Origin of the sequence: Pseudomonas sp. 5P_5.1_Bac1 (assembly GCF_025466015.1) — a bacterium.
Classification (GTDB): domain Bacteria; phylum Pseudomonadota; class Gammaproteobacteria; order Pseudomonadales; family Pseudomonadaceae; genus Aquipseudomonas.
The window spans coordinates 143,495-166,659 of the sequence record NZ_JANLNX010000070.1 but is presented as its reverse complement, the minus strand read 5'-3'; the positions used below and the strand labels follow the sequence as shown (position 1 = coordinate 166,659).

Below are 23,165 nucleotides of genomic sequence, written 5' to 3'. Positions count from 1 at the left end.
GGGCCTGATTCATGCCGCAGTTTTTCATTGATCGCCCGGTGTTCGCCTGGGTGGTCGCGCTGTTTATCCTGCTTGCCGGCGCGCTGGCGCTGCCCAAGCTGCCGGTCGCGCAGTACCCCAACGTGGCGCCGCCGCAGGTGGAAATCTACGCCGTCTATCCGGGCGCCTCGGCCCAGACCATGGATGAAAGCGTGGTCAGCCTGATCGAGCAGGAACTCAATGGCGCCGATCACCTGCTCTATTTCCAATCGCAGAGCAGCCTCGGCAGCGCCACCATTACCGCCACCTTCGAACCCGGCACCAACCCGGAACTGGCCCAGGTCGATGTGCAGAACCGCCTGAAGATCGTCGAGTCGCGCCTGCCCCGCGCCGTCACTCAACAGGGCCTGCAGGTGGAAAAAGTCTCCACCGGTTTCCTGTTGCTGGTGACCCTCACCGCTGACGACGATCGCCTCGACGAAACCGCCCTGAGCGACTTCCTCGCGCGCAACGTGATGAACGAGATCCGCCGCCTCGAAGGCGTCGGCAAGGCGCAGTTGTATGGCTCCGAGCGGGCCATGCGGATCTGGATCGATCCGCAGAAACTGATCGGCTTCAACCTGACACCCGAGGACGTCAACAACGCCATCGCCGCGCAGAACGCCCAGGTCGCACCGGGCAGCATCGGCGACCTGCCGGGCCGCTCCGGTCAGGAAATCACCGCCAACGTGCTGGTCAAGGGCCAGTTGTCGAGCCCGGAAGAGTTCGCCGCTATCGTCCTGCGCGCCAACCAGGACGGCTCCAGCGTGACCATCGGCGATGTCGCCCGGGTCGAGATCGGCAGCCAGGAATACCAGTTCGGCACCCGCCTCAACGGCAAGCCGGCCACCGCCTTCAGCGTGCAACTGGCGCCCGGCGCCAACGCCATGCAGACCGCCGACCTGGTACGGGCGAAGATGGAGGAGCTGTCGCGCTACTTCCCGCCGGGCGCGACCTGGTCGATCCCTTACGACACCTCGCCGTTCGTCAAGGTCTCGATCACCCAGGTGATCAACACCCTGGGCGAGGCCATGGTGCTGGTGTTCCTGGTGATGCTGCTGTTCCTGCAGAACATCCGCTACACGCTGATCCCGACGCTGGTGGTGCCGGTGGCGCTGATGGGCACCTTCGCCAGCATGCTGGCGCTGGGTTTCTCGATCAACGTGCTGACCCTGTTCGGCATGGTACTGGCCATCGGCATCCTGGTGGACGACGCCATCGTCGTGGTGGAGAACGTCGAGCGGATCATGATGGAAGAAGGCCTGCCGCCGCGTGAGGCGACCCGCAAGGCCATGGGCCAGATCAGCGGCGCGATCATCGGTATCACCCTGGTGCTGGTGGCGGTGTTCCTGCCGATGGCCTTCATGAGCGGATCGGTGGGGGTGATCTACCAGCAATTCTCCATGTCCATGGCGGTGTCGATCCTGTTCTCGGCTTTCCTCGCCCTGAGCCTGACCCCGGCGCTGTGCGCCACCCTGCTCAAACCGGTGGCCAAGGGCGAGCACCACGAACGTCGCGGCCTCTATGGCTGGTTCAACCGCCGTTTCGAGTCGATGAGCAACGGCTACCAGCGCTGGGTGGTCCACGCCATCGCCCGCAGCGGTCGCTACCTGCTGCTGTATGCCGTGCTGCTGGGCGTGCTGGTGATGAGTTTCAGCCAGTTGCCGTCGTCGTTCCTGCCCACCGAGGACCAGGGCTACACCATCACCGACGTGCAGTTGCCGCCCGGTGCCAGCCGCGAACGCACCGAGCAGGTGGCGGCGCAGATCGAGGCGCACAACGCCGCTGAACCGGGCGTGGGCGACACCACGGTGATCCTCGGTTTCAGTTTCTCCGGCAACGGCCAGAACGCCGCGCTGGTGTTCACCACGCTCAAGGACTGGTCCGAACGCAGCGCCAACGACGCCGCCGCAGCCATCGCCGAGCGCGCGACCATCGCCTTCAGCCAGTTCAAGAACGCCATCGCCTACTCGGTGCTGCCGCCTCCGGTGGACGGCCTGGGCACCTCCACCGGCTTCGAGTTCCGCCTGCAGGACCGTGGTGGCCTCGGTTACACCCGCTTGATGGCCGCCCGCGACCAGTTGCTCGCCGCCGCGGAAAAGAGCCCGGTGCTGGTCAACGTGCGCGAAAGCGCCCTGGCCGAAAGCCCGCAGGTGCAACTGGAGATCGACCGCAAGCAGGCCAATGCCCTGGGCGTGTCCTTCGCCGATATCGGCACGGTGCTGAACACCGCGGTGGGCTCCAGTTACGTCAACGACTTCCCCAACCAGGGCCGCATGCAGCGGGTGGTGGTGCAGGCCGAGGGCGACCGCCGCAGCCAGGTCGAGGACCTGCTGAAGATTCACGTGCGCAACAGCAGCGGCAAGATGGTTCCGCTGGCCGCCTTCGCCCGCGCCCAATGGGTGTCCGGGCCGGTGCAACTGACCCGCTACAACGGCTATCCGGCCATCGCCGTCAGCGGCGAACCGGCGCCGGGCTACAGCTCTGGCGACGCCATGGCCGAGGTCGAACGGCTGGTGGGCGAACTGCCGCTGGGCTTCGGCCTGGAATGGACCGGGCTGTCATTGCAGGAGCGTTTGTCCGGCAGCCAGGCGCCGTTGTTGATGGGCCTGTCATTGCTGGTGGTGTTCCTCTGCCTGGCGGCGCTGTATGAAAGCTGGTCGATCCCGACCTCGGTGCTGCTGGTGGTGCCGCTGGGGATTCTCGGCGCGGTGCTCGCGGTAACCCTGCGCGGGCTGCCCAACGATGTGTTCTTCAAGGTCGGCCTGATTACCCTGATCGGCCTGTCGGCGAAGAACGCCATCCTGATCATCGAGTTCGCCAAGAGCCTGGTGGATCAGGGCCACGACCTGGTGGACGCCACGGTGCAGGCCGCGCGCCTGCGCCTGCGGCCGATCGTCATGACCTCGCTGGCGTTCATCCTCGGCGTGGTGCCGCTGGCCATCGCCACCGGCGCCAGCTCGGCCAGCCAACAGGCGATCGGCACCGGGGTGGTCGGCGGCATGCTCAGCGCCACCCTGGCGGTGGTGTTCGTGCCGGTGTTCTTCGTGGTGGTGATGCGCCTGACCGGCTACCGCCGCAACAAGGCCGAGGCCGCATCGGCCGCCGTCAGCGAAAGCTGATGGACAGCCCGGCGGCGCTCATGGGAAGGTGGCGGACCCTGTCCGACGGAAACACTTCGCAATGAGCGCCGCCCCTCTTCCGCCCTGTTCGATCCTGATCCTGGCCGGCGGTCGCGGCCAGCGCATGGGCGGCCAGGACAAGGGCCTGCTGCCCTGGCGCGGCACGCCGCTGGTCGCCCACCTGCACGCGGTGGTGCGCCCGCTCAGTGATGACCTGATCATTTCCTGCAACCGCAACGCCGACACCTACCGGCTGTACGCCGACACCCTGGTCCACGACCACGAGCCGGATTTTCCCGGCCCGCTGGCCGGCGTCCTGGCCGGGCTCGCGGTGGCGCGGCATGAGTGGTTGCTGGTGCTGGCCTGCGATGCGCCGCAAGTGGACGACGCGTTGCTGACGTCGATGCGGGCCCTCGCCGCAACGCACAACACCCCGGTGATGGTGCGCCAGGCCGGTCAATGGCAGCCGATGTTCAGCGTGATCCCGCGGGCCCTGCGCGAATCCCTGGCGGACGCCTGGGATGCCGGTGAACGCAGCCTGTTGCGAGTGTTGCGCAGCGGGCCGCTAGTGGCCCTGGACTGTGCCGAGGACGATCCGCGGCTGGCCAACTTCAACACGCCGCAGCACCTCGACGGCTCCGCTTCAGCGCAGCCGTGAGCGGATCTGCAGGCAGGTGTCGAGCACTTGCTGCTTGTTCTGCGGCGCCAGCGCCAACTTGTCCTGCATCCTGTCGAATAGCCGCGCCGCCTCGACCTTCAGGTCGCGGCCCTTGTCGGTGAGCAGCACCTTGCGCCGGCGGCGGTCGCCCGGGTCCAGGTAGACCGTGATGAACCCGGCCTCGCCTAGGCGACGGATGATCGGCGTCAGGGTGCCGAGGTCGAACAGGGTCACCGCGCTCAAGGCGCTGATGGACAGGTCGTCCTCGCCCCACAGGCCGATCAGCACCAACAATTGCGGGTAGGTCACGCCATGCCGGCGCAGCGGTTCGCCATAGTCACGGACCATGGCGTTGGCCGTGGAATACAGGGCGAAACAGAGCATGCTGTCGAAATCAAAGTGCGGTTCCTCAAGGGTTGTTTCGGCGGCTGTCATTGTCCATCTCCCTGCATCTGCTCGTTACGTGCCCATTGTTGCAACAGGGTGAAATCCACCCGACCACTACCGGTGCTGGGCAACACGCCTCTGAACGTGACCCCTTGCGGCACCTGCCAGGCGGTCAATCCGGCCCGGCATCGCTCCAGCACTTCACCGGGGCTTGGCGGCCCGTTGCTGTCCGGCACCACGAAAGCCCACAGCCGCTCGCCGGCCACGGGGTCGGCAATGCCCACCACCGCGGCGTCCTGCACGCCCTCGAGGGCATGCAGAAAACTCTCCACCTCCACTGGATTGACCCGCACGCCGTCGCAGGTCACCAGGCGCTGGATCGCGCCATGGAAATACAGATAACCGTCCTCGTCGCGACTGCACAGGTCACCGGTGTGCAGCACGGTCTCGCCCGGCTCGACGCCCGGCTTGAGCCGCTGCGCCGTAACCACCGGGTTGCGCCAGTAGCCCGGCATCATCGACGGGCTGCGGATCACCAGTTGGCCCATGCGGTCCGGCTGGAGAATGTCGCGGCCCTCCTCGTCGATCAGCCAGACCTCGGTGTCGGGCACCGGTATCCCCAGGCTGCCCGGCTTGCCGTGGACATCTTCGGCGGGCAGGTAGGCGCAGCATTTGCACTCCGGCAGGCCGTACAGCGTGCAGATCTGCGCCGTGGGAAACAGCGTGCCGATCCGCGCAACCTGACGCCGACGCAACCCGGTGCCGCCGTTGGTGACCAACCGCACCGCGGGAAAGCAGATACCGCGCCGGGCCGCGTGCTCGTGCAACAGCATCAGCGTGTTGGCAACGAAGGGCACCACGCTGACTTCATGCCGCTCGATGCTCTCAACCAGGTATATCGGCCAGGCAAACGCTTTCTCCAGTACCAGAGTAGCGCCAGCATCCAGCGCCATCAGCATCTGGTACAGGCCGTAGTCCGAGGACAGCGGCAAGCAGCACAGCACGTTGTCGCTGACCTGATAGGCCAGGTTGCGCCGCAATGACCCGAGAGCCGCGAGCATGTTGCGGTGGGTGACCATGATCCCGCGTGGCGGCCCCGGAACGTCGTCGGGATAGAAAATGGTCGCCAGGTCCTGCTCCTGCGGCGGCATCGCCGATGCGCACCACGCCTCCTGGCCGAGCAGGCTTTCAAAGGTGCGGGTGGCCTTGGCGTCCGGCTCGCCGTCGAGCAGGACGATGCTGCGCAGGTGCGGCAGCCCGGCGATGCTGACCGGCAGGCCGGCCAGGGTGGCGCAGGTGGTGATCAGCACCGTGGCTTCGCAGTCGCGCAGGATGTAGTCGAGGTGAGTGGCGCTGACCTGCGGCTCGACATTGACCACCACCCCGCCGGCCTTGAGCACACCCCAAAAGGCGCAGACCGTCTCGATGCGGTTGCCCAGGCACAACAGCACCCGGTCCTGCGTGCGCAGACCGACCCCCAGCAGCCCACCGGCCAGTCGCTGGCTGGCGTCTTCCACTTGCGCGTAGGTGTAGGTCTCGCCGGCGTAAATGATCGCCGCCTTGCCCGGATACCGCCCGTTGCTGTCGTCCAGGACCTGTTGCAGTCCGCCCGGCCGGCTCATGGCGTGCAATTCCCTGACTTTGCCGAGACGGCGTCCATGCGAAACCCTTCAACGGATACGTGAAAAATGAAACGCGATCGCCTCTCGTGGCGGGTTGCAAAAAGCCCGATCGCGCTCGCTTTTTTTCTAAGATGCCGCATCCGAAACAATATAGCCAGTTGCCATTGGCGGCGAATAAATGGCGTCAAGGAATGGCTGTAGCCCGCGTGTTACGGGCTATGCGGGAAAATACTGGCGGCTTTGGCAAGCATCCGTTTGGACGGATTTCCTGGATGAACGGTCAGGTGAGGCAACGGGCCTTATCGCCGGCAAGCCGGCGCCCACAAGAGCTCACCCCAACCGATGCCAGCTCCGCCGCTCCCGCCCGAGCAATTCATCCCCCGCCGCCGGACCATCCTCACCCGCCGGGTATTCATGAACCTCGCCGCCGTCCTTCCAGGCATCCAGAAACGGCTGCACCGCCCGCCAGCCGTTCTCGATGTTGTCGGCGCGCTGGAACAGGGTCTGGTCGCCGATCAGGCAGTCATAGATCAAGGTCTCGTAGCCGGTCGCCGGGCGCATCTTGAAGAAATCCTTGTAGGCGAAGCCCAGCTCGACGTTCTCCATCGCCAGCGCAGGCCCGGGACGCTTGGCCTGCAAATCGAACCACATACCTTCGTTGGGCTGGATCTGGATCTTCAGGTAGTTGGGCTTGGGCCGTTCGGCATCGCTGTCGCGGAACTGCGCGTAAGGCGCCGGCTTGAAGCAGATGGCGATCTCGGTGTCGCGCACGCTCATGCGCTTGCCAGTGCGCAGGTAGAACGGCACGCCGACCCAGCGCCAGTTGTCGATCATCACTTTCAGGGCGACATAGGTTTCGGTCTGGCTGTCCGCGTCGACCCGCCGTTCCTGGCGATAGCCCTTGAGCTTCTTGCGCCCGAGCTTGCCTGCGCTGTACTGCCCGCGCACCGAGTTCTTCAGCGCCATGGCTTTCGACCAGGGCCGGATCGCGCCGATGACCTTGGCCTTTTCGCTGCGCACCGCATCGGCGCCGAAGGCGGCCGGCGGTTCCATGGCGACCATCGCCAGCAACTGGAACAGGTGATTCGGCACCATGTCGCGCAAGGCGCCGGTGCCGTCATAGAAACCGCCGCGCTCTTCCACCCCGACGGTTTCCGCCGCGGTGATCTGCACATGGTCGATGTAGTGGTTGTTCCAGAACGCTTCGAACAGGCCGTTGGAAAAACGGCTGACGAGGATGTTCTGCACCGTCTCCTTGCCCAGGTAATGGTCGATTCGGTAGATCTGCTTTTCGCTCATGACGCTGAGCAGGCGGGCATTGAGCAGTTCCGCGCTGGCGAGGTCCGAGCCGAACGGTTTTTCGATCACCACCCGGCGAAAGCCATCGCGCTCGTCCAGCAGCCCGGCGGCGCCGAGGCGCTGCACCACATCGGCGAAGAAGCGCGGCGAGGTCGCCAGGTAGAAGATCGCGTTGCCATTGCGGGACTTGTCGATGTGCCGGGCGATGCCCTGGTAGGTGGCGTCGTCGAGAAAGTCCCCGGTCAGGTAATCGATACGCTTTGCCAGTTTGGCCCAGCGCTTCGGGTCCAGGCACTGCGCGCCCTCGCCCGCCGCCTTGTCGCGTTCGTGCATGAAGGCTTCCAGGCGGGCGGCGAATTCAGGGCCGCTGGCGGTGTTGTGATCGACGCCGACGATTCGCAGATTGCGGTCCAGCAGGCCGTCGCGGCTGAGGTTGTACAGGGCCGGCATCAACAGGCGCTTGACCAGATCGCCATTGGCGCCAAACAGGAACAGGGTGCAGGGTGGTGCGGTTTCGACGTTGTATTCATTCATTCGGAACGCTCGACATGCCCGCCAAACCCGAAGCGCATCGCCGACAGCAGGCGATCGCCATAGGTGCCCTGCTGCTGTCGCGAACGGAAGCGGGCGAACAGCGCGCTGGACAACACCGGCACCGGCACGGCCTGCTCCACCGCCGCATCGATGGTCCAGCGGCCTTCGCCGCTGTCGTCCACCGCGCCGCTGTAATGGCTCAACTGCGGATCGGCCGCCAGCGCATCAGCGGTCAGGTCAAGCAGCCAGGAGGTGACCACGCTGCCGCGCCGCCAGACCTCGGCGATCTCGGCCAGGTCCAGTTGATAGCGCTGTTCGGGGGGCAGTTCCTCACTGGCTTTGCCGCGCAGGATGTCGAAGCCTTCGGCGTAAGCCTGCATCAGGCCGTACTCGATGCCGTTGTGGACCATCTTGACGAAATGCCCGGAGCCGGCCGGCCCCGCATGGATGTAGCCCTGTTCGGCACGGCCGGTCGGGCCGCTGCGTCCGCGAGTACGCGGGATGTCGCCAACGCCCGGAGCAAGGCTGGCGAACAGCGGGTCGAGGTGTTCGATAACCGCCTGTTCACCGCCGATCATCATGCAGTAGCCGCGCTCCAGCCCCCAGACGCCGCCTGAGGTGCCGACATCCACATAGTGCAGGCCGCGCGCGCTCAGCTCACTGGCGCGGCGAATGTCGTCCTTGTAGAAGGTGTTGCCGCCATCGATGATCGCGTCGCCCGCCTCCAGCAGGTCGGCCAGTTGCGCGATGGTCTCTTCGGTCGGGGCGCCTGCCGGCAACATCACCCACACCGCCCGCGGCTTGCCCAGTTGCGCCACCAGCGCCGGCAGGTCCGGCGCGCCTAGCGCGCCCTCCGCCACCAAGGTGTCGATTGCCGCCTGATTGCGGTCGTTCACCACCAGTTGATGGCCATTGCGCATCAGGCGCCTTGCGATATTACCGCCCATGCGGCCCAGCCCCACGATTCCCAGTTGCATGTGCCGACGCTCCGTTCGAAAGGAAGAAATGCCTCATCAGGTGCACAAGGTTAGTCCAGACGACCGGAGGATGGTTTCACGACGAACGGCACGACAGCGACAAACAAAAAAGTTCCACCCGGCGGAAAAAGAATTCAGAATCGCGCCCCGTCAAGCGTCTACGCTTCAGTTCTGTGACAACCCATTTGCGAGGTGCGCAATGCAAACCCTGATGCCGGCAAGCCCACCCCAGACGCTCTATGTCCAGGTTCGCCGTGACGAACTGCAACGTCTGAAGCAGGAACGTGACCAGCTCAAGGAGCAGGTAGCCCGCCTGAACCTGATGCTGCAACAGGCCCAGTCGCCCAGCCGGGCCAGCGCCTGATTTCCTCCCTCCGGGCGCAATCACCCTGCATTGCGCCCCGTTAGCCCAGCAACACCGTCAGCCAGTACCCCGCGCCCGCCGTCGCCACCAGCAACAGCAATCCCGCCGATACCCGTGATACCGACGCCCGGTAACGCTGCGCCAGGCTGTGCCGCATCAGGCCGATGTACAGCGCCAGAATGCTCAGGTCCACGATCAGCCACAGCAGTGCCAACAACCCGATGCTGGTGCCGAACGATTCGGTCACCGGGATGAACTGCGGGAACAGGGCCACGAAAAACAGAATGTCCTTGGGGTTGGAGATACCGATCACGAAGCCTTGCCACCAGCCGCTGGCGCGCGGGGCCACGCCCGTCTCGGTGCTGGCGGAATCGCGCAAGCCGCTGAAACCCAGCCAGCCGATAAACAGGCAACCCAGCAGACCGCCCCATTGCAGCAAGTGCGGGCTGATCGCCAGGCTGCCCGCCAGCACCGCCGCAGCAGCCGCGACCAGAATCAACGATGCGGCGTTGGCGCCCAGCGCGGTTTTCACCGCCGTGGCGGTGCCGGCGCGGCTACTGGCCTCCACCACCACCAGCACCACCGGGCCGGGTGTGGCGATCAACAGGATGACAGTGCCCAGGTAGGCGATCAGCAGCGGTGTGTTCATGTCTGACTCTCGTAGCGGTGAATCGCGCATTCTGGGCAGACAGCGCCGCCTTGAAAAACGCAAAAAGCGCTGGCCTACTATGATCCAAACTCATGATGAGCCTTCACCATGGCTGACCGCCTGCCCCCGTTGTATGCCCTGCGCGCCTTCGAGGTCGCCGCCCGCTCCTGTTCCTTCACCCGCGCCGCCGATGAACTGGCCCTGACCCAGAGCGCCATCAGCCGGCACATCCGCAGCCTGGAAAGCCACCTCGGCTGCCGCCTGTTCGAACGTCATGGCCCGCGCCTGCGCCTGACCGACGCCGGGCAACGCCTGGCCCGGCAGCTCAACGCCGGCTTCAGCCTGATCGAGCAAGCGTGCCAGCCATTTCGCGGCGCACGCCGGCAACTGCGCCTGAAAGCCCCGTCGACCCTGACCATGCACTGGCTGCTGGGCTGCCTGGAGCGTTTCAGGCACGACCCGCGAAACGTCGCCGTGCAACTGGCCAGCGTGTGGATGGACCAGGACGCCGTGGATTTTTCCAACGAGCCCTATGACTGCGCGGTGCTGCTGGGCAACGGCTATTTCGGTGAGCAGGTGCAGAGTTGCAAGCTGTTCGAGGAGTGGCTGATCCCGATCTGCGCGCCGGCGCTGCTGGGCGATACGCCCTGGGATGCCCAACGCCTGGGCAGCGCCGCGCTGGTGCATCCGTCCAGCGACCGCCGCGACTGGCAGCGCTGGCTGCGCGGCAGCGGGCTGGCGACGGACATCGACCTGACGCGCGGCATCTGCTTCGACACCCTCGACCAGGGCATGGCCGCGGCCATGGCCGGACATGGGCTATCCGTCGGCGACCTGGCGCTGATCGGCGCCCATTTGCGTGATGGCCGGCTCGCGTTGCCGTTTCCGCAGGCGGTGGCGACCGGCGATGCCTATTACCTGGTTTGGCCGACAGGCAGCGCCTGGCAGGACAGCCTCACCACGCTGCGCGACTTTCTGCTCCAGCAGTGTCCCGATACTTATCCGCCGGGCGTGGAGCGCCGTTCGGTCGCGTGAGCCGGCAACCCTGTACGCGCCGGTTCATACTGGCAACCTGATTTCCAAGAGCCTCTTTGAGCATGCAGACAGAACTTGCGCTGTTCGATTCACCGCAGCGCCGCGAACCGCAGTGGGTCGGCCAACAGACGGTGCTGCTGCCCGGCTTCGCCCTCGAGCGGGTGGAACAGTTGCTGCCAGCCTTGCGCCGGGTGGTGCATGCCGCGCCGTTTCGCAACATGACCACGCCCGGCGGGCGGACCATCGCGGTGCGGGTGACCAACTGCGGCGAACTGGGCTGGGTCAGCGACCAGCGCGGCTATCGCTACAGCCCGCTCGATCCCCTGAGCGGACAGCCGTGGCCGCCATTGCCGCCGGTCTTTCTCGAACTGGCGCGCGAGGCCGCGAGCAAGGCCGGCTTCGCCGATTTCACCGCGGATGCCTGCCTGGTCAATAGCTACCTGCCCGGCAATCGCCTGACCCTGCACCAGGACCGCAACGAACGCGACTTCAGCCAGCCGATCGTGTCGGTGTCACTGGGGTTGCCGGCGACCTTTCTGTTCGGTGGGCACGCGCGCGCCGACCGCACCCAGAGGATCGGGCTGCAGCATGGGGATGTGATGGTCTGGGGTGGCGAGGATCGGTTGCGCTTTCACGGGATTCTGCCGCTCAAGGACGGCGTGCATCCGCTGCTGGGGGCGCGGCGGATCAATTTTACGTTGCGCAAGGCGGGGTGAATTGGGGGCGGCTCATCGCTGGCAAGCCCGCTCCCACAAGGTCTGTGTGCACCGGGGACCCTGTGGGCGCTGGCTTGCCAGCGATGCGCCGCGCTAGCGGCGCTCGATTGCGAACGCGCTAAAAACTCAGCGCCCAGTCATCAGATGCGGCACGTCCACCCGCCCATGGCTGTGCAGTTCGCGCTGCTGACGCACTTTCATCACCAGATCGGCCAGCGCCCGGCAATCGGGCAGGCTGTTGAGCTGGATATCGCCAACCACCATCGCCTGGCGTTTGGCATCGGCAGGGAAATACAGGGTCAGCGACATCCCGTCACCACAACGCACCTCGCAGCGGTCCGGAAGGAACGCACCCTCTATCAATTGCCGCAATTCGAGATCGCACACTCCATGCATTGGCATCATTCAACCCTCTGGTCATCAAGGCTGTCGCCCACGTTAGGCCTGCCCGGCAGCAGGTTCAAATTGCAAAAAGCCATTGGTCAGCGCTTCCCTCATTGAACCCGCGCATGGCCGTCACCAGCCAAACCCGTAGGCCCTGATTTAGGGAGCGGCGCGCTCGCTAGCGGGTTCAGGCAAAGTGATGGCCCATCGGACGAAAGGTTGTCGGATCACCCCTCCGCGCCCATCTGGCCAAAACGGCCGGCGTGAAAATCATCGAACGCCTCGGCGATTTCTGCCTGGCTGTTCATCACGAACGGCCCGTAGCCGACGATGGGCTCGTCCAGCGGTTCGCCGCTGAGCCAGAGCAATTTGCTGTCGCTGCTGGCGTCCAACTGCACCGCTGCACCGTCGCGCTCGAACAACACCAGTTGCGCCTTGCCCACGTCCTTCTGGCCATTGACCGTGACACTGCCGGCCAGGACCACCAGCGCGGCGTTGTGCCCGTCCTGGGTGGACAAACTGACGGAATTGCCCGCCTGCAGTTGCAGGTCCCAGACGTCCATGGGCGTGAAGGTCCGCGCCGGGCCTTTGTGGCCGAGGTAATCACCGGCGATCACGCGCAGGCTGCCGGCCTCGGAAGGCAATGGGACCCGCGGAATGTCAGCGGCGAGCAGGGTCTGGTAGCCGGCGGGCGCGGATTTGTCCCGTGCCGGCAGGTTGACCCACAACTGCACCATTTCCATCATGCCGCCAGTGCGGGCGAACGACGGCGCGTGGAATTCCTCATGGATGATCCCGCCCGCGGCGGTCATCCACTGCACGTCGCCCGGCCCGATCAGGCCACCGGCACCGGTGGAGTCACGGTGCTCCAGTTCGCCTTGGTAGACGATGGTCACGGTCTCGAAGCCGCGGTGCGGGTGCTGGCCGACGCCACGGCGCGCGTTGGTCGGGCTGAAATGATGGGGCCCCGCGTAATCCAGCAGCAGGAACGGGCTGATATGCCGGGCCAAGTTGTCGTAGGTGAACAGGCTGCGCACCGGAAAACCGTCACCGACCCAATGGGCCGCCGGGCTTTGGTAAACGCCTTGAATCTTTTTCATTGAGAACCTCCTCGTTGCATGGGACCAACAATACCCATGAAACGAAAAAGGCGGTAGAGGGCTAAAAACGCCCGCACTGTTCCATTAGTGGAACAATCAGGCAGATTTCACTTGCGCGGTGGTCAGCGCTTCCAGCACCCAGGCCTCGATCTGCGCGGCGCTTTCTTGCGGATCTTCCTGCATGAAGCAATGCCCGCCCGCCACCTTGCGCGGTTCGACCTTGCGGTTCAGGCGTGCCCAGCGCGCCAATGACAAGGGCACGAAGGGATAGGTCTGCTCGCCATAGAGCACCAGGGTCGGAACCTCGATGCTGGTCAGCGAGGCCCACATCCGTTGCGGGAAGGAGCTGAAGATTTCCACCTCGCGGCTGGGCCGGCACTTGAGCACCACGCCTTCGCCGCAGTCGCCGATGGCGTGATCGACATAGGCCTGCAGTGCCGCTTCGTTCCAGCCCTTGAAGATGCCGCGGCCTTGCAGCGAGTCATGGGCGGCCTGGCGGTCCGGCCAGAAACTGCGGCGGGTCGCGGCCTTGCGGGCCAGACCGTGACGGCGGTGCATGCCGAACAGGCTGGCCACGCCCATCACGCCGATCATCGAGCGGCTGAACACCACCGGGTCGAGCAGCACCGCGCGGCGGAACAGCTGCGGCTCGCGAGCCAGCATCAACCCGGTAAGCACGCCGCCGAAACTGTGGCCCACCGCGAACATCGGCACATCGCCATAGACACCGCGCCCGGCGTGAAAGGCTTCCAGCGCCAGTTCGGCGCTGCGGTTCCAGCCGACGAAGGTGCCACCGTGATCGCTGTCGCCGTGGCCCTGAACATCGCTGAGCCAGAGGTCGAAGTGCACCGCGAGGCGTTCCAGCAGCGGCTGGTACGCCAGGGTGCAGAAACCGTTGCCATGAATGAAGTGCAGCAGCGGCCTGCCGCTGGCAGGTGAACGCCAGCCGCGCAGGGTGAAGTGTTCGGCGCAATCATGCGACCAGGGGATCAGTTCCATCGGGGCTCGCAGCAGGAATCAGGAAAAGCCCGATTCTACAAACAGCAGCGGATACAGAGATAGCACCAACAGCGCTGCCATTAGCAGGTTAAACAGCCGAAGCCAACGCGGATCCTGCAAGAAGCGCCGCAATGCGCTGCCAAACATGACCCAGACACACACCGCCGGCAGGTTGACCAGACAGAACACCGCGGCGATGACCACGACGTTGAACAGGTAGCCCTGGGCCGGCGTGTAGGTGGTGATTGCGCCGACCGCCATCACCCAAGCCTTGGGGTTGACCCACTGGAACGCCGCCGCGCCCCAGAAGCCCAGCGGCTTGCGGCTTTGCCCATCGCTGACGGACATCGGCCCGGACGTGGCGATCTTCCACGCCAGGTACAACAGGTACGCGGCACCGGCATAGCGCAGCACGGTGTAGGCCATCGGGTAGAGCTTGAACAGCTCGCCCAGGCCGAGCCCGACGCCGAGCACCATCAGCATGAAGCCGATACTCACCCCCAGCGCATGCGGAATGCTTCGACGCACGCCGAAGTTCACCCCCGAGGCCATCAACATGGTGTTGTTTGGCCCCGGGGTGATCGAGGAAACGAAGGCGAACAGAACGAAGGCTGAAAGCAGATTGAGGGAGGTCAGCAGCATGGCGGTGTTCCTGATTATCGGGGCGTCGCGCCCTTTGGCGTTGTAGGTAAAACCCTACCGGGAAACCTTCTCGGCACAGCGATACAGTTCCGCACTATTGCGCACATACACTTTACTGTTCCGCTGTCACTTACCCTCTGACGAGCGCCAGTAAAGTGGACTACGATGTCGGCACCTTTTTCCTCGGAATGCCTTTCATGTCGTTGCACATCCGCCCCGCCCAACCCGAAGACGCCGCGCAGATCCTCACCTTCATCACTGAACTGGCCGAGTACGAGCGCGCCCGCCATGAAGTGATCGCCAGCGTCGACGACATCCAGCGCAGCCTGTTCAGTCATGACAGCACCGCCAAGGGACTGATCTGCGAGCGTGACGGCCAGGCCATCGGTTTTGCCGTGTACTTTTTCAGTTACTCCACCTGGCTGGGCCGCAACGGCATCTACCTCGAAGACCTGTATGTCACGCCGCAATCCCGCGGCACCGGCGCCGGCAAAGCGCTCCTGCGCCACCTGGCCCAAGTGGCCTGCGCCAACGACTGCGGTCGCCTCGAATGGAGCGTGCTGGACTGGAACCAGCCAGCCATCGACTTCTATCTTTCCATCGGCGCGCAGCCCCAGGACGAGTGGGTGCGCTACCGCATGGAAGGCGACACCCTGCGCAACTTCGCCCAGGGCTGATACCCGCAGCACACCCACTTCGACGGATTGAACAGGGGAGTACAGCAACCATGGCGGCGAAAGCGAATACCCAGCCCTTCACCATCCTCGCCCAGGACCCGGCGGTGGCCAGCCCGGACGGCACGCCGCTGTTCGCCAAGGTCAGCGTACCGCTGGAGTCGCTGGCGGACGGGCCCACCGGCTACCGGGTCAAGGTGATCGACTTCGACGCCTCGGCCAACCGCCTGTACACCCCGCACACCTACCAGCAGGCGCCAGGCGACAAGGCCGTCGACCCCTTCGATCCGCCGCAGGCCGGCGTGCTGGCAGACCCGCGCTTTCACTGCCAGCAGGTCTACGCGGTGGTCATGCGTACCCTGTCGCGCTTCGAACTGGCGCTGGGCCGGCGCATCGCCTGGGGCTTCGACGGGCACCAGTTGCACATCGTCCCCCACGCCTTCGTCGAGGCGAATGCCTTTTACTCGCGGGATGACCGCGCGCTGATGTTCGGTTACTTCCAGGACGGCGAGGACTGGGTATTCACCGCCCTCTCCCACGACATCGTTGCCCACGAGGCGACCCACGCCATCCTTGACGGCCTGCGCGCCGGCTTCATGAACGCCTCGGGCCCGGACCAGGCGGCTTTTCATGAAGGCTTCGCCGATGTGGTGGCGCTGCTCTCGGTGTTTTCCCTGCGCGAGGTGATCGAGTTCGCCCTGACCCGCTATCGCGGCGTGGACATCCAGCAACAGGACGGCGTGCGCCTGATCGACGGCGACGCCCTGGAAATCGACGCCCTGGCCGACACGCTGCTGTTCGGCCTCGGCGAGCAGTTCGGCCAGGCCATGACCGGCCTGCGCGCCAACCCGCTGCGCCGTTCGGTGCAACTGCGCCCGTCCACCGACTACCTCGACAGCCCCGACTACGCCGAGCCCCACAGCCGCGGTGAAATCTTCGCCGCAGCCATGCTGCGCAGCATGCTGGAGCTGTGGGTGGCACGGCGCAAATCCCTCGGCACCTTCGGCAACAACCGCTACAACCTCGACGCGGTGATCGACGAAGGCGCCAAGGCCGCCGACCAGTTGCTGACCATCGCCATCCGCGCCCTCGATTACTCGCCGCCGCTGGACCTGGAATTCGGCCACTACCTGGCCGCGCTGCTCACCGTGGACGCCGAAGTGGCGCCGGACGATTCGCGCTACAGCTACCGGCAGATCATCCGCGACACTTTCGCCGCCTACGGCATCCAGGTGCCCGCCGGGCGCACCGATGCCGACGGCTGCTGGCTGACCTTCGCCGACAACGAAAAGATCCAGTACCGCAGCAGCCACTTCGACTCGATGCTGCGCGACTCCGAAGAGGTGTTCCGTTTCATCTGGGAGAACCGCGAAACGCTGCACATCGACACCGACGCTTACACCGAGGTGACCTCGGTCCGTCCCAGCCTGCGCTTCGGCCCGGACGGCTTCATCCTGCGCGAGACGGTCTGCGAGTACACCAGCCGGGTCAATCTGTTCGGCGCCGAGTTCAAGGCGGTGTTCAAGGAGCCGCGCCCGGCGTGGATGGCGACCACCGACGCGATGACCGTGTATGGCGCCGGGACGCTGATTTTCGATCAATACGGGCGCATCAAGTACCACATCGATCGTCCGCTGACCGATGCCCGCTGGCAGGTGCGGCGCCTGGAATGGCTGTACGGTCCCGAGAGCAACGGCGCGGCGCCCGGCTCCGCCGCCGACCTGGTGCGCATCCACCGGGCCCGGGCCATGCAACCGCCCGCCGGGGAGGTGCAGCCATGAGCCCGGTCCGCCTGCACCTGTTCGCCTACCAGGTCGGTTTCGGCGATTGTTTCCTGCTGCGCTTCGTCTACCCGGACGACAGCCAGCGCCATGTGCTGATCGACTTCGGCACCGTGGGCATGCCCAAAGGCATGAGCAAGTCCGCGCAGATCCTCAAGATTGCCAACGACATCAAGGCGCGTTGCGGCGGCAAGCTGCAGGCGCTGGTCGCCACCCACCGCCACGCCGACCATATCAGCGGCTTTACCCCCGGCAAGGACGGCCAGGGACCGGGCGATATCATTCGCGCCCTGGAGCCGGATGTGGTCCTGCAACCCTGGACCGAGCAACCGGACCTCCCGGAAAAAGCCACCGCGCCGCTGGCCAGTGCCCATGCCCAGGCCCTGGACGGCATGAACCAGCTCGCCGAAAACCTTACCGAACGCCTGAAAACCCAACCCAAGGGCCTCAGCCCGGAACAGACCCGGCGCCTGGGCTTCCTCGGCGAGAACAACATCAAGAACAAGGCTGCGGTGAACAACCTCATCGACATGGGCAACCGCCCGGGCGCCCGCGCCGCCTACGCCCACTACGGCACCGACGACCCGCTGACCGGCGTGCTGCCGGGGGTTACCACCCTGGTCCTCGGCCCGCCGACCGTGGAACAGAGGGCGGAAGTCCGCCGCCAGGCCAAGGACGACCCGCAATACTGGCTGCGCCAGCCCGAACTGCTGTTCGGCCAGCGGGTCAGCCGTGGCGCCAGCACCTCGCCGTTTCCAGAGGCGCCCTACAGCCCCGGCGGCAAGCTGCCACGGCGGGCGCGCTGGATCGCCCAGCGCGTGCGCGAGAGTCGCGGCACGCAATGGATGTCGATCGTCACCGCGCTGGACAAGGCGATGAACAACACCAGCCTGATCCTGCTGTTCGAGATCGGCGAGAAGAAACTGCTGTTCCCTGGTGATGCGCAAATTGAAAACTGGCGCTATGCCCTCAGCCAGCCCGGCGTCGCCGAACGGCTGAGCTCGGTAGACCTGTACAAGGTCGGCCACCATGGCAGCCGCAACGCGACGCCGAAAAACCTGTGGGACGACTTCCACAAGAAAGGCAACGCCGACAAGCCCGGGCGCCTGACCAGCGTGCTGTCCACCCTGCCCGAGCAGTACGGCAGCAAGGACGAGGCCGGCAACACCGAAGTGCCAAGGCGCACCCTGCTCGAAGCACTGGCCAAGGACTCGCACCTGCACGACACCGAGCGTTTGGCGCCAGACCAGCTTTACGACGAAGTCATCATTGATTTGTAAGGAATGCTTATGGCGGCGTTTTTTCAGCGTTGCCAAGATCGAGCGCCGCGCGGGCGGCGCTCGATCTTGAGAGCGCTAGAAACTTCCGGCATGCGCCTGGTGGCCATTCCTCGGTCTGTTGACAAGCGCCTTCCAACCACCACATGACCGAAAAATGTGTAGATACCGATGCGCATCGCTCGATCCAAGCCTCAGACATCACTCCCCCGCCCCGCATACCGCTGCGCCAGCACCGCACACACCATCAACTGAATCTGGTGAAACAGCATCAGCGGCAAGATCAGCGCCCCCACCGCGCTGCCGGCAAACAGCAACTGGGCCATGGGCACGCCAGTCGCCATGCTCTTCTTCGATCCGGCGAACAGAATGGTGATGCGGTCCTCGACATTGAACCCCAGCCAGCGCCCAAGGCTCTGGGTGCAGAACAGCACCAGCGCCAGCAACACACAGCACACCAGCGTCAGCCCGAGCAAATGCGATACCGGTACCGAATTCCACAGCCCGCTGACCACCGCACCGCTGAACGCGGTGTAGACCACCAGCAGGATCGAGCCCTGGTCCACCGCCTTCAGCCAACCGGCATTGCGCGCCACCCAGCCGCCAATCCAGCGCCGCGCCAGTTGCCCCGCGACAAACGGCACCAGCAGTTGCAGGACGATCGCCCATACCGCTTCGAGGCTTGAACCGCTGTCGCCCTCAACACCCATCAGCAACATCACCAGCAACGGCGTCAGGACGATCCCCAACAAACTGGACGCCGCCGCGCTGCAAATTGCCGCCGGCACGTTGCCGCGGGCCAGGGAAGTGAAGGCGATGGCCGATTGCACCGTGGCCGGCAAGGCGCACAGGTAGAGCACGCCCAGGTACAGCGCATCGCCCACCAGCGGCAGGATCAGCGGTTTGAGCAGCAGCCCGAGCAGCGGGAACATCACGAAGGTGCAGGCGAACACCAGCAGGTGCAGGCGCCAGTGCCCTGCCCCGGCGATCACCGCCTCACGCGACAGCTTGGCGCCATGCAGGAAGAACAACAGGCCGATGGCCAGGTGCGTCAGCCCTTCGAAGAACGTCGCGACCGCGCCGGACGCCGGCAACCAGGTGGCCAGGGCGACTACCGCGAGCAGGGCCAGGGTGAAGTTGTCGAACAGTAACCGCAGGTGTTTCATCGTGCGTTCCCGACGTGTTGTGGTGGAAGTGGCGGAGACGATAAGGTGTCCGGCAATTTCCGACTAACGCCAGAACGCCACTAATGTCGTCGAACGGACAAAACCAGCTGCAACTGAGCGACCTCACCGCCCTGCCGCGCCCGCTGTACGGGCAGCGCAGCAGTTTGCCGAACATCGCCCTCGACTATCGCCACCGGCATCCGTGGGGCCAGTTGTCCCACGCGCTGCACGGCGTGCTGCAAGTGCACACCGACAACGCCCGGCTGGTGGTGCCGCCACACCGTGCGGTGTGGGTGCCGGCGCAGGTCGCGCACCGGGTCACCTGCACGGCCGACGCCTGCATTCGCAGCCTCTACCTCGATCCCGCTCTGGCCCTCTGGCCCGGCGAAGAATGCCGGGTGATCGCCGTCGATCCGCTGTTGCGCGAGCTGATCCGCTCCTTTGGCGAGGTGCCGGTGGACTACGATCTGAGCGGCGCCGACGGCCGTCTGGCCGAGGTGCTGGTGGATCGCCTGCGTCTGGCCGAAGAGCTCGATCTGGTCTTGCCGCAACCCCGCGACCCGCGCCTGCGCGCGCTGTGCCGCAAAGCCCAGGCCCGCCCGCATGCGAGCATCAGCCTGATGGATGCGAGCGAAAAAGCCGGGGTCAGCGAAAAGACCCTCAGCCGGCTGTTTCTCAAGGAAACCGGCATGACCTTCCGCACCTGGCGCCAGCGCATGCGCCTGGTCAGCGCGCTGCCGGCGCTGGAGCGCGGCGAGCGGGTTACCGATGTGGCGTTGGCCTGTGGCTACGACTCGCTATCGGCCTTCAGCGCAGCGTTTGGCAGGCTGTTCGGTTTGTCGCCGGGTGAACTGGGACGAGGTCATGCGTAAGCGGCAGCATGCCGCAGGTCGACGTCACCAGAGCTTGCTATGCTGCGCCCCTGCTGCAATTCCCTACCAATCTGCTCAAGGATTCGACTCGTGAAAGCTGCTTGCGTACTGCTGCTGGGCCTGCTGCCGTTCATGGCCAACGCCGCCGAAGTCGGCGACACCCTCAAGCCCTTCACCCTCAACGACCAGCATGACCAGGCCTTCAGCCTCGACGCCGGCACCCGGGTCCTGCTTGCCGCTGGCGACATGGACGGCGCCAAGCTGGTCAAGGCCGCCGTGGCGGAACAGCCCAAGGGTTACCTGGAAGCCCGCCATGCGGTGTTCGTCGCCGATATCCAGCGCATGCCGGCGCTGATCAGCAAGCTGTTCGCCGTCCCTGCAATGCGCGACTACAACTACCGCGTGGTGCTCGACCGCGACGGCCAGGTGGTGCCGCAGTACGCGGTCGGCGAAGCCCAGGTGCTGGTGCTGCAACTGGAGAACGGCACGCTGGTGTCGAAGCAGACCTTCACCGACGCCGACGCCCTGCGCAAAGCCCTCGACGCCTTGCCAGAAGGCTGAGTGTCAGCGCTGCAGGCCGCGGTCCACATACCAGGTCAGCGGCAGCGTCAACAGCAGGGTCGCCGCCAGCACCATCAGCGCGAACGGCACCCCGCTGGCATCCCCCAGGCGTCCGAAGACGATCGGCGCCAGCGCCCCGCCACCGATGGTGCCGGTGTAGAACAGGGCAAACGCCTGTTCGCGCCGGCCCGCCGCCGCCAGTTCCGGCACCACGCCATAGAGCACCGACGAGGTGCCATTGAGCACCAGCCCGAGCAGCGGCAGCATGATCATCAGCGCGTTGAGCGGCAGGAACACCGCCGCCACCACCAGCGCCGCCGTCAGCGACTCGCTGAGCCAGACCGTCTTCAGCAGGCCGAAACGCGCGCCCAGGTAGCCGCAGATCAGCTTGCCGAAGGCGCCGCCGATAAACAGCAGGGTCAACGCCAGGCCGATACCGGCCGTACCCGCGCCCTTGTCGGTGAGCAGGAACGGCAGGAAGGTGAGAAAACCCATGCGCACGGCGCTGTCGAGAAAGCCGGTCGCCAGCAACGCCCGCAGGCCAGCCACCGAGCCGGTGCCGGCATGATCGCCGACCTTTTTCGCGGCGGCCGCATGCTCGCTGTTGCCGCGCGGGATCAACAGGTACATCGCCAGCGCCGCCAGCAAGCCGAGCACCCCGGCCAGGGTCACGCTCAAGCGCCAGCTCATTACCGTCAGGGACACGCCCACCAGCGCCGGAATCAGGGTTTTGCCGATATCACCGGCGAAGTTGTAATGCGACAGCGCCTGTTTGACCGGCGCCCCGGGCTCGTGGGTATCGCTGACCAGCGACGAGGCCAGCGGGTGCTGCGTGCTGGCGCCAAGTCCGCCAAGCACCAGCGCGGCGAACAAGGCGATCAGGCCACCGGCCTGCCCCGCCAGCAGGTAGGCCACGCCAATCAGCACGGTGCCGCCAATCAGCAACTGCTCGCGACCAAAGCGCCGTGCCGCACGGCTGGCCAGCAACTGGAACGCCGCCATGGTGGCTGACCACGCGCCGCGCAGCAGGCCGATCTGCGCATAGCTCAGGCCGAACTGGACCTGCCAGATCGGCAGCAGCACATAGATCAGGTCAGTCAGGCCATCGTGTACAGCGTGCGCGCCGCAAGCCGCCAGCAAGGCGCGGCGGCGTGGCGAGGTTTCAGCGCGGGATGGGAGAACGGCGTCGTGAGCTTCGGGCATGATTCAGGCGGTCCGTGCAACTGGACTCGCCATTAAAACAGTAACAAAACATGAATACGATGCCCTTTCTCGCGGAAAGCGCCTCAGCCGGGGATTTCCGGCTCCACCAGTGCCGCCAATTGATTCAACGACTCCTGCCAGCCCAGGTAGCAGCCTTCCAGCGGAATCACGCTGGGCAGACCCTCCTGGACAATATGCACCTCGGTCCCGCACGACACGGCCTTGAAGGTGATGGTCGCGATGATTTCGCCGGGCAGGTTGGGGTCGTCGAAACGATCGGTGTAACGGATGCGCTCGTTGGGTAGCAACTCGGTGTACTCACCGCCGAAGCCGTGGCGCTGGCCGCTGGAAAAATTGCTGAAGGACATCTTGTAGGTGCCACCCACCCGCGGGTCAAAGTGATCGACCTTGCAGGTGAAGCCGTGGGGCGGCAGCCATTTGGCCATCGCCTCGGCGTCGAGAAACGCCCGGTAGACGCGCTCGGCGGGCGCCTTGAACACACGGTACAGGCGAACGGTGTTGCTGCTCATGGTCATCTCCTGGTCAGGTCACGGGGTGTAACCAGTCAAGTCGAAGACCCGCGCGGCGTCCAGCCGTCCGCCTGGTGCCGTTTTCAGCGCTCATCACCGAAGTGATCGCTCACCAGAATCGCCCGCGCCAGTTCTTCGTCACTGGCCTGGATGCCGGGGTTTTCCTGGCGCACGCGTTGCAGCACCGACTCCAGGTAAGCGCCGCGGATCGCGCCACCGCTGGCGACAAAGCTGGACGCCTCGTCACGCGCCGGGATGATCCGTTTGTCGTCCTTGAAGGTGGAATACAGCGAAGCGGAGACACCGGCCGAAGTGGCGACATCACCAGCATCAACCCGGGCCAGCGCCGTGCCGAAAGGCAGGCAGAGCAACAACGAAGAAACGAGCAATGTACGCCGCATGACGGAATCCTCCGGAAATGACAGGTATTACTCAGTCTAGGATGCGCACGCCGAGGACGGAGTTCCATCGGATGAACAGAAAGGCCAGTCAGCAACAGGGTAAAACCTGACCAACAGATCAAAACAATTAACTCGCAACGTGTATACGAAGTACTTGCCAAATATTTATGTACACGGTCTGATGAAGCAAAAAA

General features: G+C 65.2%; 23 protein-coding genes. 10 read left to right on the top strand and 13 right to left on the bottom strand.

All coding sequences use genetic code 11. The features are described from left to right. The first annotated feature begins 11 nt into the window (after window positions 1-11). Together NTD82_RS15775 and mobA are read left to right on the top strand one after the other, a co-directional pair. Complete coding sequence (locus NTD82_RS15775) at window positions 12-3,140, top strand: efflux RND transporter permease subunit (RefSeq protein WP_262129380.1); 3,129 nt, start codon at window positions 12-14, stop codon at window positions 3,138-3,140. Window positions 3,141-3,201: 61 nt separating this feature from the next. After that, window positions 3,202-3,798, top strand: a complete 597-nt coding sequence (gene mobA / locus NTD82_RS15770; RefSeq protein ID WP_262129379.1) for a molybdenum cofactor guanylyltransferase MobA — start codon at window positions 3,202-3,204, stop codon at window positions 3,796-3,798. Here the strand turns inward: mobA and NTD82_RS15765 are convergent. The 4 genes from NTD82_RS15765 to gnd form a co-directional block, all read right to left on the bottom strand. Continuing rightward, a complete protein-coding gene (locus NTD82_RS15765; RefSeq protein ID WP_095155008.1) occupies window positions 3,784-4,233 on the bottom strand; it encodes a MarR family winged helix-turn-helix transcriptional regulator in 450 nt (149 codons plus the stop codon). The genes mobA and NTD82_RS15765 overlap by 15 nt on opposite strands. After that, window positions 4,230-5,807 (bottom strand): class I adenylate-forming enzyme family protein, encoded by a 1,578-nt coding sequence (locus NTD82_RS15760; RefSeq protein ID WP_262129378.1) that lies wholly within the window; start codon window positions 5,805-5,807, stop codon window positions 4,230-4,232. The genes NTD82_RS15765 and NTD82_RS15760 overlap by 4 nt, the downstream gene beginning before the upstream one ends. Before the next feature lie 330 nt (window positions 5,808-6,137). Beyond that, on the bottom strand, window positions 6,138-7,640 hold the full coding sequence (gene zwf, locus NTD82_RS15755) for a glucose-6-phosphate dehydrogenase (RefSeq protein WP_262129377.1): 1,503 nt from the start codon (window positions 7,638-7,640) through the stop codon (window positions 6,138-6,140). After that, window positions 7,637-8,617: a phosphogluconate dehydrogenase (NAD(+)-dependent, decarboxylating) gene (gnd, locus tag NTD82_RS15750; RefSeq protein ID WP_262129376.1), complete on the bottom strand. Its 981-nt coding sequence runs from the start codon at window positions 8,615-8,617 to the stop codon at window positions 7,637-7,639. The genes zwf and gnd overlap by 4 nt, the downstream gene beginning before the upstream one ends. A 199-nt stretch (window positions 8,618-8,816) precedes the next feature. Here gnd and NTD82_RS15745 point away from each other — a divergent pair, with 199 nt between their 5' ends. Next, entirely contained in the window at window positions 8,817-8,981 is a 165-nt protein-coding gene (locus NTD82_RS15745; protein WP_175650522.1) for a DUF6026 family protein, read from the top strand. 40 nt (window positions 8,982-9,021) lie between these two features. Here NTD82_RS15745 and NTD82_RS15740 read toward each other — a convergent pair whose 3' ends face one another. Beyond that, window positions 9,022-9,630 (bottom strand): LysE family translocator, encoded by a 609-nt coding sequence (locus tag NTD82_RS15740; RefSeq protein ID WP_262129375.1) that lies wholly within the window; start codon window positions 9,628-9,630, stop codon window positions 9,022-9,024. 108 nt (window positions 9,631-9,738) lie between these two features. On the opposite strand from NTD82_RS15740, the gene NTD82_RS15735 reads away from it, so the two are divergent. Together NTD82_RS15735 and alkB are read left to right on the top strand one after the other, a co-directional pair. Next, window positions 9,739-10,665 carry a LysR substrate-binding domain-containing protein gene (locus tag NTD82_RS15735; RefSeq protein WP_262129374.1) on the top strand — a complete coding sequence of 309 codons (927 nt, stop codon included), beginning with the start codon at window positions 9,739-9,741 and terminating at the stop codon, window positions 10,663-10,665. A gap of 62 nt (window positions 10,666-10,727) precedes the next feature. After that, window positions 10,728-11,381, top strand: coding sequence for a DNA oxidative demethylase AlkB (gene alkB, locus NTD82_RS15730; protein WP_262129372.1), 654 nt, complete (start codon window positions 10,728-10,730; stop codon window positions 11,379-11,381). 126 nt (window positions 11,382-11,507) lie between these two features. On the opposite strand, the gene NTD82_RS15725 is transcribed toward alkB, so the two are convergent. The 4 genes from NTD82_RS15725 to NTD82_RS15710 form a co-directional block, all read right to left on the bottom strand. Beyond that, on the bottom strand, window positions 11,508-11,777 hold the full coding sequence (locus NTD82_RS15725; RefSeq protein ID WP_256587714.1) for a DUF1652 domain-containing protein: 270 nt from the start codon (window positions 11,775-11,777) through the stop codon (window positions 11,508-11,510). A 215-nt stretch (window positions 11,778-11,992) separates the two neighbouring features. After that, complete coding sequence (locus NTD82_RS15720; protein ID WP_262129371.1) at window positions 11,993-12,865, bottom strand: pirin family protein; 873 nt, start codon at window positions 12,863-12,865, stop codon at window positions 11,993-11,995. A 96-nt stretch (window positions 12,866-12,961) separates the two neighbouring features. Beyond that, window positions 12,962-13,864 carry an alpha/beta fold hydrolase gene (locus NTD82_RS15715; RefSeq protein ID WP_262129370.1) on the bottom strand — a complete coding sequence of 301 codons (903 nt, stop codon included), beginning with the start codon at window positions 13,862-13,864 and terminating at the stop codon, window positions 12,962-12,964. Between the two features lie 18 nt (window positions 13,865-13,882). Next, window positions 13,883-14,506, bottom strand: a complete 624-nt coding sequence (locus tag NTD82_RS15710; RefSeq protein ID WP_262129369.1) for a LysE family translocator — start codon at window positions 14,504-14,506, stop codon at window positions 13,883-13,885. 197 nt (window positions 14,507-14,703) lie between these two features. Between NTD82_RS15710 and NTD82_RS15705 the strand changes: the two genes are divergently transcribed. The 3 genes from NTD82_RS15705 to NTD82_RS15695 are packed head-to-tail and all read left to right on the top strand — an operon-like array spanning window position 14,704 to window position 18,241. Beyond that, on the top strand, window positions 14,704-15,183 hold the full coding sequence (locus NTD82_RS15705) for a GNAT family N-acetyltransferase (protein WP_262129368.1): 480 nt from the start codon (window positions 14,704-14,706) through the stop codon (window positions 15,181-15,183). 50 nt (window positions 15,184-15,233) lie between these two features. Continuing rightward, a complete protein-coding gene (locus NTD82_RS15700) occupies window positions 15,234-16,961 on the top strand; it encodes a hypothetical protein (RefSeq protein WP_262129367.1) in 1,728 nt (575 codons plus the stop codon). Continuing rightward, on the top strand, window positions 16,958-18,241 hold the full coding sequence (locus NTD82_RS15695; protein WP_262129366.1) for a hypothetical protein: 1,284 nt from the start codon (window positions 16,958-16,960) through the stop codon (window positions 18,239-18,241). The genes NTD82_RS15700 and NTD82_RS15695 overlap by 4 nt, the downstream gene beginning before the upstream one ends. A 191-nt stretch (window positions 18,242-18,432) precedes the next feature. On the opposite strand, the gene NTD82_RS15690 is transcribed toward NTD82_RS15695, so the two are convergent. After that, window positions 18,433-19,404, bottom strand: a complete 972-nt coding sequence (locus NTD82_RS15690) for a bile acid:sodium symporter family protein (RefSeq protein ID WP_262129365.1) — start codon at window positions 19,402-19,404, stop codon at window positions 18,433-18,435. A gap of 83 nt (window positions 19,405-19,487) precedes the next feature. On the opposite strand from NTD82_RS15690, the gene NTD82_RS15685 reads away from it, so the two are divergent. Together NTD82_RS15685 and NTD82_RS15680 are read left to right on the top strand one after the other, a co-directional pair. Further along, a complete protein-coding gene (locus NTD82_RS15685; RefSeq protein WP_262129364.1) occupies window positions 19,488-20,276 on the top strand; it encodes an AraC family transcriptional regulator in 789 nt (262 codons plus the stop codon). A gap of 90 nt (window positions 20,277-20,366) precedes the next feature. Next, window positions 20,367-20,837: an FAD/FMN-containing dehydrogenase gene (locus NTD82_RS15680; protein ID WP_262129363.1), complete on the top strand. Its 471-nt coding sequence runs from the start codon at window positions 20,367-20,369 to the stop codon at window positions 20,835-20,837. A gap of 3 nt (window positions 20,838-20,840) precedes the next feature. Here the strand turns inward: NTD82_RS15680 and NTD82_RS15675 are convergent, their stop codons facing one another. The 3 genes from NTD82_RS15675 to NTD82_RS15665 form a co-directional block, all read right to left on the bottom strand. Beyond that, complete coding sequence (locus NTD82_RS15675) at window positions 20,841-22,040, bottom strand: MFS transporter (RefSeq protein WP_262129362.1); 1,200 nt, start codon at window positions 22,038-22,040, stop codon at window positions 20,841-20,843. Between the two features lie 83 nt (window positions 22,041-22,123). Next, on the bottom strand, window positions 22,124-22,570 hold the full coding sequence (locus NTD82_RS15670; protein WP_262129361.1) for an SRPBCC family protein: 447 nt from the start codon (window positions 22,568-22,570) through the stop codon (window positions 22,124-22,126). Between the two features lie 83 nt (window positions 22,571-22,653). Continuing rightward, entirely contained in the window at window positions 22,654-22,971 is a 318-nt protein-coding gene (locus NTD82_RS15665) for a DUF2388 domain-containing protein (RefSeq protein WP_095155024.1), read from the bottom strand. Between the last annotated feature and the right edge of the window lie 194 nt (window positions 22,972-23,165).

Coding starts and splice junctions, on each gene's coding strand:
- NTD82_RS15720 (WP_262129371.1), bottom strand. CDS start 12,865: ATGAAAAAGATTCAAGGCGTTTACCAAAGCCCGGCGGCCCATTGGGTC.
- NTD82_RS15670 (WP_262129361.1), bottom strand. CDS start 22,570: ATGAGCAGCAACACCGTTCGCCTGTACCGTGTGTTCAAGGCGCCCGCC.
- NTD82_RS15685 (WP_262129364.1), top strand. CDS start 19,488: ATGTCGTCGAACGGACAAAACCAGCTGCAACTGAGCGACCTCACCGCC.
- NTD82_RS15715 (WP_262129370.1), bottom strand. CDS start 13,864: ATGGAACTGATCCCCTGGTCGCATGATTGCGCCGAACACTTCACCCTG.
- mobA (WP_262129379.1), top strand. CDS start 3,202: ATGAGCGCCGCCCCTCTTCCGCCCTGTTCGATCCTGATCCTGGCCGGC.
- NTD82_RS15775 (WP_262129380.1), top strand. CDS start 12: ATGCCGCAGTTTTTCATTGATCGCCCGGTGTTCGCCTGGGTGGTCGCG.
- zwf (WP_262129377.1), bottom strand. CDS start 7,640: ATGAATGAATACAACGTCGAAACCGCACCACCCTGCACCCTGTTCCTG.
- NTD82_RS15665 (WP_095155024.1), bottom strand. CDS start 22,971: ATGCGGCGTACATTGCTCGTTTCTTCGTTGTTGCTCTGCCTGCCTTTC.
- NTD82_RS15705 (WP_262129368.1), top strand. CDS start 14,704: ATGTCGTTGCACATCCGCCCCGCCCAACCCGAAGACGCCGCGCAGATC.
- NTD82_RS15690 (WP_262129365.1), bottom strand. CDS start 19,404: ATGAAACACCTGCGGTTACTGTTCGACAACTTCACCCTGGCCCTGCTC.
- NTD82_RS15695 (WP_262129366.1), top strand. CDS start 16,958: ATGAGCCCGGTCCGCCTGCACCTGTTCGCCTACCAGGTCGGTTTCGGC.
- NTD82_RS15725 (WP_256587714.1), bottom strand. CDS start 11,777: ATGCATGGAGTGTGCGATCTCGAATTGCGGCAATTGATAGAGGGTGCG.
- NTD82_RS15740 (WP_262129375.1), bottom strand. CDS start 9,630: ATGAACACACCGCTGCTGATCGCCTACCTGGGCACTGTCATCCTGTTG.
- NTD82_RS15760 (WP_262129378.1), bottom strand. CDS start 5,807: ATGAGCCGGCCGGGCGGACTGCAACAGGTCCTGGACGACAGCAACGGG.
- NTD82_RS15735 (WP_262129374.1), top strand. CDS start 9,739: ATGGCTGACCGCCTGCCCCCGTTGTATGCCCTGCGCGCCTTCGAGGTC.
- NTD82_RS15745 (WP_175650522.1), top strand. CDS start 8,817: ATGCAAACCCTGATGCCGGCAAGCCCACCCCAGACGCTCTATGTCCAG.
- NTD82_RS15710 (WP_262129369.1), bottom strand. CDS start 14,506: ATGCTGCTGACCTCCCTCAATCTGCTTTCAGCCTTCGTTCTGTTCGCC.
- gnd (WP_262129376.1), bottom strand. CDS start 8,617: ATGCAACTGGGAATCGTGGGGCTGGGCCGCATGGGCGGTAATATCGCA.
- NTD82_RS15700 (WP_262129367.1), top strand. CDS start 15,234: ATGGCGGCGAAAGCGAATACCCAGCCCTTCACCATCCTCGCCCAGGAC.
- alkB (WP_262129372.1), top strand. CDS start 10,728: ATGCAGACAGAACTTGCGCTGTTCGATTCACCGCAGCGCCGCGAACCG.
- NTD82_RS15675 (WP_262129362.1), bottom strand. CDS start 22,040: ATGCCCGAAGCTCACGACGCCGTTCTCCCATCCCGCGCTGAAACCTCG.
- NTD82_RS15765 (WP_095155008.1), bottom strand. CDS start 4,233: ATGACAGCCGCCGAAACAACCCTTGAGGAACCGCACTTTGATTTCGAC.